Source organism: Thermomonospora catenispora (assembly GCF_006363815.1).
In the GTDB taxonomy this organism is placed as follows: domain Bacteria; phylum Actinomycetota; class Actinomycetes; order Streptosporangiales; family Streptosporangiaceae; genus Thermomonospora; species Thermomonospora catenispora.
Genome location: NZ_RRYT01000063.1, coordinates 1 through 9,008 on the forward strand (window position 1 = coordinate 1; position 9,008 = coordinate 9,008).

7 protein-coding genes are annotated in these 9,008 nt (G+C 72.1%); 3 read left to right on the forward strand and 4 right to left on the reverse strand.

The window, feature by feature from the left end:
* The first annotated feature begins 284 nt into the window (after nt 1-284).
* The 3 genes from EIO00_RS23540 to EIO00_RS23550 all read left to right on the forward strand — a co-directional run bounded on the left by EIO00_RS23540 (nt 285) and on the right by EIO00_RS23550 (nt 3,584).
* Complete coding sequence (locus tag EIO00_RS23540; RefSeq protein ID WP_140182557.1) at nt 285-659, forward strand: hypothetical protein; 375 nt, start codon at nt 285-287, stop codon at nt 657-659.
* 40 nt (nt 660-699) lie between these two features.
* Nucleotides 700-1,944, forward strand: a complete 1,245-nt coding sequence (locus EIO00_RS25750; protein ID WP_140182559.1) for a WXG100 family type VII secretion target — start codon at nt 700-702, stop codon at nt 1,942-1,944.
* Nucleotides 1,945-2,162: 218 nt separating this feature from the next.
* Nucleotides 2,163-3,584, forward strand: a complete 1,422-nt coding sequence (locus tag EIO00_RS23550) for a S8 family serine peptidase (protein WP_241661559.1) — start codon at nt 2,163-2,165, stop codon at nt 3,582-3,584.
* A 918-nt stretch (nt 3,585-4,502) separates the two neighbouring features.
* Here the strand turns inward: EIO00_RS23550 and EIO00_RS23555 are convergent.
* The 4 genes from EIO00_RS23555 to EIO00_RS23570 all read right to left on the reverse strand — a co-directional run.
* The gene (locus EIO00_RS23555; protein ID WP_338325949.1) at nt 4,503-6,428 is read right to left on the reverse strand and encodes a serine/threonine-protein kinase; all 1,926 of its coding nucleotides are present in this window, start codon (nt 6,426-6,428) and stop codon (nt 4,503-4,505) included.
* 86 nt (nt 6,429-6,514) lie between these two features.
* A complete protein-coding gene (locus tag EIO00_RS23560; protein WP_140182565.1) occupies nt 6,515-7,435 on the reverse strand; it encodes a DUF6177 family protein in 921 nt (306 codons plus the stop codon).
* Nucleotides 7,432-7,779, reverse strand: a complete 348-nt coding sequence (locus EIO00_RS23565) for a hypothetical protein (protein WP_140182567.1) — start codon at nt 7,777-7,779, stop codon at nt 7,432-7,434. The genes EIO00_RS23560 and EIO00_RS23565 overlap by 4 nt, the downstream gene beginning before the upstream one ends.
* On the reverse strand, nt 7,776-9,008 hold a 1,233-nt coding region (locus tag EIO00_RS23570; RefSeq protein WP_140182569.1), incomplete at its 5' end, for a MinD/ParA family ATP-binding protein. The genes EIO00_RS23565 and EIO00_RS23570, both read right to left, overlap by 4 nt.

A 9,008-nucleotide genomic window follows, 5' to 3' on the forward strand; every position in this document is an offset into this window, starting at 1 on the left:
CGGAGCGGGCGAACACCGGCATCTGGAGCGGCTGACCCAACCACCGACCGACGCCCGCCGATCCATGCCCGGGGGCTTGGACTTGCGACCCGGAGAGTTCCGGTCACGGGGAACGGCCGGGGCTCTCCGGGTCGGGCGCCGTGCGGTTCGCGGTCGACCCGCGGCAGTCCCGGGGGCGGTGAGCCTTCACCAACCGGCCGGGTCCAGGGGAGACGACCCACCTCCACTGCGGTGAAGGCTCAAGTGACCAGCCGCGTCGGCGGCGAACGACAGGAGGTGAACGGATGGGTGTGCACAACCTGCCCAAGGCGCAGTCCAAGGAAATCGAGATCAGCCGCGACCGGCTCCGCAAGCTCGCCGATGCGCTCCAGAAGGACCTGGACAGTCTGAGGAACGAGCACCTCGTCGAGGGCATCGACGAGGCGTCACCCAGGAGCAGCCACATCGGCAACTACCAGGCGGGGCACGGGCTGAGCCGCACGGTCGAGAGCGCTCGCACGCATGTCAGCAGCACGATCTCGCAGTTCCTCCAGGCGTACCAGAACGTGATCAACGGGCTGTACGCCTCGGCCAGGAACTACGACCGTGCCGAGGACCGCAACCAGGAGACCCTGCGGAACATCAACAGTGGTGGTGGCAACAGCCCTTCGCTGGTTTGATGAGCGGCGCGGGACGGCGGAAGGATTGGGGTGCCGGTAAATGACGACCCACCAGATCCGGCATAACGTCAACTCGAGCAACGAGGGCATCGGCGGGTGGAACTCCCTCAAGATCTGGCAGGACCAGTTCGACAAGCTCCGCCAGATCGTCGACGGGATGGACCCCGGCAAGGTGGAGTCCGGTGCCAACGCCTATGAGAAGGTGGCCTCCCGGATGGAGACCACCGTCAACCTGCTGCGGGAGATCGGCTACAAGCTGCACGGCGAGTGGGGCGGCGAGGACGCCAAGAAGGCCCTCGAGCAGATGAACAAGGCCTACGTGCAGGCCCAGGAGATCCGCGACCGCAGCAAGCAGGTCGGCAAGGCGCTCCGCTCGCACGCCGCCCAGCAGAAGGAATGGAAGTCGAAGTACGGTACCGGCGGTACCACCGATAGCTGGGTGCGCGAGGTCGTCCGGGTGTCGGGGACCCTTCCGGCGGCGGCCAACAACTTCGGTGCCGGCAATGGCATGGACGAGGTGAACACCGGCACCACGCGGACCAACGACATGTTCCCGGACGGCATCCGGCAGGACATGCCCACGGTTGGTGACCGCAGTCCCTGGGAGCCACCGGTCTCCACCAGGCCTACTAACCCCACCAACCCCGTTGGCCCTGGCATGCCCGGCGGGCCCGGGAGTCCCGGAACTCCCAGTTCTCCTAGCGCGCCGAGCGGTCCGAGCGGGCTGACTCCGGAGCAGTTCGACGGGGTCATCGACAACAGGGAGTTCCCCGGGCCGAACTCTCCGGACACCGGCGGGCCGAGCGGGCCGGGTGGACCCGGAGGACCGGGTGGGACGGATCTGACCGGTCCCGGTTCCGGCATCGGCTCCGACCTGGCCGGGGTCGCCCCCGGCGCCGGCGGCGGGACGAGCCTGGGGTTCCCCGGCGGTCCGGGGGGTGCTCCTGGTCTCGGCGCCGGAGGCGGTGCCCTTCCCGGCGGCCCGGGCGGTGCCCCCGGTGCTCTCGGCGGCGGTCTTGGCCCGGGTGTCATGCCCGCGCCTGCCGCCGGTGCCCTGGGCCGTGGCGGTGTGATCGGCGGCCCCACCGGGCCCGGTGGGCCTGGCGGTCCTGGTGGCCCCGGTGCCGGTCGCGGTGGCCTCACCGGCATGGGGATGCCCATGGGCGCTGGTGCCGGTGCCGGAAAGGGCGGCAGGGACGAGGAGTACGAGCGCACCACCTGGCTCAGCGAGGACGAAGAAGTCTGGACCGACGGGGACGGCGTCACTCCCGGAGTGATCGAGTGACATGACTGCATCGCCATTCCGCGCGGTGCGTCCGCAGGGACGGCGATCAAGGTTCAGGCGTGGCCTGTCCAGTGGATCACTGGACAGGCCACATCGGTTGTGAGACGGGCAGACCAGGTGGGACCCTGGTCTGCCCGTACTGTTGAGCGAACGGTTGCGACATGCGAGGTGCCATGCTTCGGCCACGGGGTCGTCCCATGCTCATGTCGGCCATGGCGATGCTCCTGCTGGGGGCTGCGGCTGCTCCGGGAGCTGCGGCGACGGTGACCAAACCGCTGCCCGGACAGTGGTGGTTCACCACCTGGGGGATCGAAACTCATCTATGGCCGCATAGCAAGGGCGCCGGTGTGACGGTGGCGGTGTTGGACACCGGGGTCGAAGCGAGCCTGCCGGATTTGGCTGGAGCGGTGCTTCCGGGCGCTGATTTCCAGTGGAATAGTGGTGACGGCCGTGTCGACATGGATCAAGAGAATCATGGCCATGGTACCGGTGTAGCAACGGCGATAGCGTCGCGTGGTACGCACACCGGATTCCTAGGTATAGCTCCTGAGGCCAAAATTCTTCCGGTGGTAACGAAGAGCCCAGAGGCTATTGTTAAGGGGATACGTTTTGCCGTCGATCGAGGCGCTAAAGTAATAAACATATCTCAAGGTGCCCCCGCTCCGTGTCCAGATGATTTGCAGCAAGCTGTTCGTTATGCGATTGAGCGTGACGCCATTATTGTTGCAGCTGCTGGAAATACGGGGGATAGCAGCAATCAGTCGGAGTTTCCTGCTAATTGCAAGGGTGTTCTTGCGGTAGGTGCTACTACCATTAACAATCAGCCCTGGCAAGGATCGCAGCGGCAACCTTATGTGGATGTAGCTGCCCCTGGTGCTCCTCTCATAGGCCTTCTTAAGGAAGGGAAGATTCTCCAGTCGCGCGGGGGAACCAGTGGATCAGCTGCATTTACCTCCGGGGCGATCGCGTTGATCCGGTCGAAGTATCCGCAGATGAGCAACCGTGAGGTCGTCCGGCAGGTGGTGGCTTCGGCCAAGGACATCGGGCAGCCCGGACGGGACGACGCCAGCGGTTACGGGATCTGGAGGCCTCGGCTGATCTTCAGCGGTGAGGTGCCCAAGAACACCGGCAATCCGGTGTTCGAGGAGTACGACCAGTGGCTCAAGAGCACTGGGGCGGACTCCGGTGACCAGGGGCGGCAGTCCGGTGATGACAAGTCGTCGGCGTCGAACGCCGCGAAGTCCGGCGACTCGAAGGACCTCATCGTCTACGGAGCCGTCGGCGCGGTGATTCTGCTGATCGTGGCCGGCGGGTTCTTCGCTCGGCGTCGCGGTCGTCGGCAGGCCGCTCCGGCGTTCTCCACCGCCCAGGGACCGGCGGCGCCCCATCCCGGCATGGCCTACCAGGGGTCGATGCCGCCTCACCCGGGCCAGCAGACCGGACCGCATCCGTCGATGGGGACCGGGCCGATGCCCGCACAGGCCCCCTATCAGCCGAATCCCGGCCAGCCTCAGCCGCAGCAGCCTCAGCAGTACGGGCCGCCGGCCTACGGTCCGCCGCCGTCGATGGGGTCGGGTTCCGCCTACCCGCCGGGCGACGCTCCCTCCGGCCCGGGTCAGACCCCGCCACCGCACTCCTGACACCGAGCGCCGCCGCGAACGCCGACGGTGCCGACGGAACATGATCGGCTTCGTGGACCGCAGGGCGGACGCCGCCGGTCACGGCGATCGGGCGGGGTGTGCGCGCATGCCCTGCCCGATCGGGAAGGGACGCCGAGGAGGGGCCCAGCCGCTTCGCTCGCCGGTTTCCGGCTCCCGCTCGACCAATGCCAGGGCGGGCGACATTCTCGGAGCTCTCGTCGAGAACCCTGTGGGTTCCTCCGACGCCCTGCGGACACTTCTCTTCCCTGACGGCCCTGCGGCGCACCGACCATGGGACGCCGGGTGAGCGCCTTGGTGCGCCGTCGCGCCGCCGGCCGCCGGACGCCGGGCGCCGACGGGGAGCCCTGCCCCCTCCTCATGAATCGGCCGGTCGCCTGAGAGCGGTCGGTCGGCCTGCCGCCTTGGGCCGTCGACCGGCCCGCGGCCTGTCGTCCGCCGTGCGGAATCGCCGGCCCGCGGCACCCCGGGCCGTCCGTGCGACGACGGGTTCACCCGTCCCGGACGGCGCTTCCCCGTCCGAGGGCGGCGGGCCTCATGCTTCGGGGCGACGGCCCGGCGGTCTCGTCAAGGGCCGCCCGGCACGGGCGCACGCTCATCCGCGTCGGCCGATCCGCACCCCCTCGCGGACCTGCTCGGCTCACAGGCTGCTCGACGGTCCTAAGCCCGTGCACGTCCGCTCATGGACGTGTGCGGTGTGCGGCATCGCCCACGACCGGAACGTCGACGCCGCGCACACAGCCCTCGCCGCCGGGCGGGCGGAGGGGCCGGACGCCTGCGGAGGGAGCGTGAGACCCGCCGCCCGGTGCGGGGCGGGACCCGAGGGGACAGGAAGCCGCAGAGGCGCCGCACGCGCGGCACGGGCTGCATCCCCGGCCCGTCAAGGCCGGGGAGCGCGCGTCATTGGATCTCCTTGAGCACCAGGCGGGCCAGGCTGATGGCCTCTTGCTTCGCGGACGCGTACGGCAGGTTCGTGCCCCGCAGGGTCCGGTTGCCGCGGATTGAGGCGGGGTAGTCGGCGGCGACCCAGGTGACCTCGATGATGACGTTGCGGTAGCGCACGTAGAGGTTGGCGCCGCCCATCCAGTAGGCGCGGACGTTGTCCTCGCTGGGCCCGGCGATGATCGGGCTGATCTGGTTGGCGACGATGGCCTCGTCGCCCAGGCCGCGCAGCCGTTCCGGGGAGCGGTGGTACTGGGGGTCGGTGAGGTGCTCCCAGTTGGTCTCCATGTCCTCCCGCGCCCGCTGCTCGCCCGACTTGTCGCCGAGCTTGCTCACCGCTTCGATCTGCACCGCCAGGTTGGCCGCGCGGGTGGTGGTCAGCGACTCCCAGCGGCAGTAACGGTCGGTGGAGCTGTCGGTGCTGCTCTTCTTCCGCGGGAGGTTGCGCGCCTTGGCCGGGCGCGCGTCGGCGATGGTCTCGCACAGGGAGCCCGGCAGGGCGACGATCTCGTCGGTCTGCGGGACGGTGGGCTCCGCGCTCGGGGTGGTGATCCTGGACTGCGGCGGCACGATCACGGGCTCGTCGGTCGGTCCGTGGGCCCCCTTGGGAGAGCTCGTGGAGATGAGCGCGTACGCCCCGATGCCGAGGACGGGCAGCAGGATCACCGCGCAGATCACGATGAGGGCGGCCGCCGCGTTCGAGCCCGAGGAGGGGCGCTGGGGGCCGGGTCCGGGCACCGTCCACGGCTGGGGCGTGGACGGCGGGGAGGGCGGGGGCGTCGAGGGGGTGTGCGCCGGCGCGGGGGGCGCCATCGGGGAGGGCGCCGGGAACGGCGGCGGCGTGATGTGCATCGGGGGCGGGGTGGTCGGCCCCGGGGACGGCGGGACGCCCGGCGTCGAGGGGCTCGGGGGCGCCGAGGGCGTCGGTGGAGGCGGCGGCGTGGACGGCTGCTGGAACACCGCCGGGGGCAGCATGCTCGGCGTCCAGGCCGAGGTGACCAGCCGCTGCGCTCCCGTCTGCGGGTCGCCCTCGTCCCCGACCAGGGCCACCAGCAGCTCTTCGGCGGTCGGGCGGTTGGCCGGGTCGGGGTCCAGGGCGCGGGTGATCAGCGGCAGCAGCTCCTCCGGCACCCCGGTCAGGTCGTGCTCGCCCCGGTGCGCCCTGGTGGCCAGCACCATCAGGTTGCCGCTGCCGTAGGGGTGCCGGCCGGTCGCGGCGAACGCGATCAGCGAGCCCCAGGTGAAGATGTCCGCCGCGGTGTCGACCGTGCCCTCGTACACCTGCTCGGGCGCGATCCAGCCGGGGCTGCCGACGATGAAGCCGGTCTGGGTGTGGTGGGTGGAGGAGTCCACCGCCCGGGCCACGCCGAAGTCGATCACCCGGGGGCCGGTCGACGACAGCAGCACGTTCGACGGCTTGAGGTCGCGGTGCACCAGCCGCGCCCCGTGGATCGCCACCAGGGCGGTGGCGATGCCCGCCGCCAGGGCCTTCAACGGCTCCAGCGGCATCGGCCCGTGCTCGGAGATGTAGTCGCTGAGCGAGGGCCCCTCGATGTACTCGGTGACCATGTAGGGGACGCCGTCGGCCTCGCCGTGGTCCAGCACCTGGGCGGTGCAGAACGAGGCCACCCGTCGGGCGTTGCTGACCTCGTCGGCGAATCGGGCGCGGAACGCCGGGTCGGTGGCCAGTTCCTTGCGGATGACCTTCACCGCCACCGGCCGGCCGTCCGGGCCGACGCCGCGGTAGACCGCGCCCATGCCGCCCTGCCCCAGCTTGCTGAGCAGCCGGTAGTGGCCGATGACGGTGGGGTCGTCGGCGGACAGCGCTTCAGTACCGGGTTCCAGGGGGTCTCCTCTCGACGGCGGGGGCGTGCACCACCGGATTACGGTACCGACCGGACGGAGGGGGGACCCACCCTACACCGGGTTGATCGGGTTCCGTCGGCGGCCGGAGGCGGCCGGCCGCTTCATCAGCCGGTCAGGTGCCGCAGCAGCTCCTGGTGGCGCTTCCAGCCGTCCGCGGACCGGCCGTCGCCCAGTTCGAACCAGGTCATCGTGCCGGCCTTGCGGGCCGGGATGCCGGACGGGCCGGTGCGCTCCCCGGCCACCGCCATCCCGATCGGCGCGGGCTGACCCGTCCAGCGCGGCTCGTAGGTGACGTCCACGCGGCCCGGGCTGAGCTGCGCCAGGAGCGATGAGACCGGCTGGTCGGCGACCAGCGACTCCACCAGCGCCGGGAGCTGTGCGATCTGCGGCGGATCGGCGGGGGGATGGCCGACGGTCAGCGTGGTCACCTCCGCCGCCCCGCCCTGGGAGAACTCCACGATGGCCTGGGCGGTGCGGCCGCCGCCCGAGCCGACCACCACCAGCCGCAGCGTGCCGCCGTGCTCGCGGACCCGGGTGTTCAGCTCGGCCCGCTGCCAGGGCCGGCCGGCCGGTTCGGCCTCGCCCCAGCCGACGGGGGGCCGTCCGGTCAGCATGGTGATCAGCCGTTCCACCTGGCCGCCCAGGGGCTCCTGCGGCAGGTGCCGGGCCCGGTAGGTCAGGGTGAGCTGGGTGCCGATCGGCCCGGTGGGCCGGGTCACGAACCCCGGCGCGTAGTCGCGGGCCTGCGGCACCGGCGCGAACATGCGGCCGTCCCACTGCAGCGGCCGGCCGGTCAGCCCTTCGTAGTAGCCGCCCTGGTCGCGCACCACCCACTGCACGGCCGCGCCCGCCACCCGCAGCGGCATGGACAGCCGGGCGGTGGCCGGGGTGACGATCTGCAGGGTGCGGCCCGAGGAGGCGCACTCGCCCAGCGCCTCGGCCAGCCACGGGGTCAGCGCCGCCACCGGGCGGTCCTGCAGCACCACCATGGCCTGCGGCGTCATCACGTCCAGCACCGCGCTCATCGGCCCGCTCCGCTCCACACGGTCCCGCCGTGCCGGGCCACCAGCTCCTCGGCGCAGGCCCGCGCCGCCTGGTGGGCGTCGGGCAGGTCGGCGGCGGCCCTGATGTCGGTCCACCACACCGGCGGGGCGACCGACACCTGGCCGCCCAGCAGCCGCTCCACCTCGCCGGGGACGGCCACCAGCAGCGGCTCGGCGGCGATCATCACCAGCCGGCCTGATTCGTCATAGAGCCGGCAGCCGTCGGGCTGCGCGCCGACCGCCATCTTCAGCCGCGGCGCCAGCCCTTCCACCACGGCGACGATGTCGGGACGGTCGCCGGTCAGCGCCACCAGATCCGTGCTCACAACGCTCCTCCGCTGAGCGACCGGACGAACACCTCGGTCGCGATCCGGCCCGCCGCCGCGCGGGCGGCGCCGCTCACCCGGTCCAGGCTGATCGCGGTCCCGGTGGCCAGGTGGCGGTCGTAGGGCACCACCTCGACGGGCATCCCGCCGTCGCTGAGCACCTGCTGCGCCCGTTCCAGGTCGGCGTCGCCGCCGGCGTGCGGGGAGTGCGTCACCAGCACCACCACGGTCCGCCGCAGCAGGTCCTCGTATCCGCTGCCGACGAACCAGCTCAGCGTCTGCCGGGCGCTGATCGCGCCGTCCACGGTCCCGGGCGTGACGAACACCTGGGCGTGCGCGGCGGCCAGTACGCCGCGCTGCAGCCGCGCCACGATGCCCGCCCCGCAGTCGATCACCGCGGCGGAGAAGTAGCGGCCCACCCCGGAGGCGGCGGTCTGGAACGTTTCCAGCTCCAGCTCGGTGACCTGGCCGCGCGCCGAGCCCGACATCACCCACAGGCCGTGCTCGGCGGGCGCCAGGAAACGCGCCGTCTCCTCCCAGGTGCGGGGCCGGGCCGCGGCGAGCTGCCCCATGGAGTACTGCGGCTGGACGCCCAGCCGCAGCGGCAGCGAACCCAGCCCCGAGTCGGCGTCCATCGCCAGCACCCGGTCCTCGCGGTACTCGGCGATCGTGGAGGCCAGCAGCGCCGCCACCGTGGTCTTGCCGGCGCCGCCGCGGATGGAGGTCACCGCGATGCGCCGGCAGGACGGCACCGGCGACCGCAGCCGCTGCGCCATGTCCTCCTGCAGCCGGGCGTCCCCGGCCGCCGAGGCGCCGACCACCCTGCGCATGCCGCGCCCGACCCGTTTGAGCGCCGAGTCCCCGTGCACCTGCCGGCGGACCAGCGCCTCCGCCGCCAGCTGCGGGCCGACCGGCTGCTGCTCGGGCACCGCCGGGACGGCGGGCTGCGGCTGCTGGGGCTGCGACTGCTGCTGGTGCTGTTCCTGCGGTTCGGCCGGCGGCTGCTGCGGCGTCGAGGCCGGGGGCACGCCGGGCGCGTCCCCGGTGGGGACGACCACCGCCGGCGGGGGCGCCGCCGGCACCAGCGCGTACGGCGACGCGGACGGCTCCGCCGTGCCCGCGGCGGCCGCCTCCGCGGGCTGCGGCGCGTCGGACGTCGTGGGCGGCTCGGCGGGGGAGCCGGCTGCGGGCCGGTCGCCGTGGGCGGGGGGCGCCGTGTTCGGCTGCCC

What these genes read in the sequence shown, in the direction of transcription:
- EIO00_RS23550 (WP_241661559.1), top strand. Translation starts at nt 2,163, where the DNA reads ATGCTCCTGCTGGGGGCTGCGGCTGCTCCGGGAGCTGCGGCGACGGTG.
- EIO00_RS25750 (WP_140182559.1), top strand. Translation starts at nt 700, where the DNA reads ATGACGACCCACCAGATCCGGCATAACGTCAACTCGAGCAACGAGGGC.
- EIO00_RS23540 (WP_140182557.1), top strand. Translation starts at nt 285, where the DNA reads ATGGGTGTGCACAACCTGCCCAAGGCGCAGTCCAAGGAAATCGAGATC.
- EIO00_RS23560 (WP_140182565.1), bottom strand. Translation starts at nt 7,435, where the DNA reads ATGAGCGCGGTGCTGGACGTGATGACGCCGCAGGCCATGGTGGTGCTG.